Here is a 1,324-nt window from a genome sequence, read left to right as displayed (position 1 = left end):
GAATCCGGCTGGATCACCATTGTTCAGTCGGAAGACCTGCGCGGTGCCCCTGGCCGAGAAGTGGGTACCATCGGCGACTCCATCTTCCAGGCCCGTTACCCGTTCATCGCCAGTGCCGACAACGAGCAGACCTACGATCTGGCCTTCGACCTCAGCACCGAAGACCTGCTGGTCTACCACAACGGCATCCTCCGCAGCACACCGGCCCATTACACCCTGAACCCGACCGGCGGCACCAACGGTCTTGGCTCAATCACCCTTGTTGATCCCATCGTCGCCAACGACCAGATCGACATCTTCAAAATCCGCATCGACGCCAACCCTGGCTACCGGCGCGAAGAGCAGACCACTCTGGCTGCCCAGAACCTCTTCTCCTTCGTCCACGACGCCAACGAACGCATTCTGGTCTACCGTAACGGTATCCTCCTGCAACCTGGCGGCGACCGTGACTACCTGACCAACCCTGACACCAACACCGTCACCTTCACCGAGACCCTGCCCACCAACACCCTCGTCACCTTTATGGTGGTGCAGAACACCGCGCAGACCCAGGTCACGGGCCTGATGATGGAGGACACCTACACCGACCCTGCCACCGGCCTGATCAAATGGGACACCATCACCGTCAACGACAGCGAGATCGAACAGTCCAAGGTCGACGGCCTCACCGACAGCCTGAACAAACGCGCCTACATGGAAGTCGGCCCCATCACTCCCGTCAACCCGCAGACCTCCTGGCTCTGGCTGGACACGTCAAGAACCCCGAACCAGCTCAAGTTCTTCGACGGCCTGCGATGGCTCGCCACCTCACCGGAGTCCTCGCTGCCCAGTTACTCTGGCGAAACGGCAAACCAGTACGTCCGCGTCAACGGTACCGGCACCGGCCTCGAATACGCCGACATTGATCTCAGCTCGGTAGTCCCTAAAACCCAGAAGGGCGCAGCCAACGGCGTCGCCTCCCTCGACTCCCAGGGACGAATCCCGACGGGCCAGATGCCGGAGATTCTCTCCCAGTCTTCCCTGTCGGTTCTGGCGCAAACCGTCAGCGACGGTGATCTGATGGTCGGTCGTATCCTGCGCCAGAAAGTCCGCATCGAGGCGGCAGGCTTTCGCCTCTTATCCGGCACCTGTGACGTACAGCTCACCGTCAACGGCGTCGAAGTCGGGCAGACCTACTCGGTCAGCTCGGTACCCTCCGAGTTCCCGCTCTCCACCCAGATCGAAGTCGACGCCAGTGCTGCCTCCAAGGCCATCGGCCTCAAGATCACCAACACCAACGCGGCCAACACCCTCGACGCAGTAATCGCCATCAGTAACCTCGCGG

The 1,324-nt window shown here is 61.3% G+C and carries 1 protein-coding gene; it reads left to right on the top strand.

Annotated features, from left to right (window positions below; all coding sequences use genetic code 11):
* Nucleotides 1-1,324: hypothetical protein (locus AK963_RS33720; protein ID WP_175404669.1), on the top strand; the 1,324-nt coding region annotated here is incomplete at both ends.

The organism is Endozoicomonas atrinae, assembly GCF_001647025.1.
Taxonomy (GTDB): domain Bacteria; phylum Pseudomonadota; class Gammaproteobacteria; order Pseudomonadales; family Endozoicomonadaceae; genus Endozoicomonas; species Endozoicomonas atrinae.
This window is presented reverse-complemented; position numbering and strand designations above follow the sequence as displayed.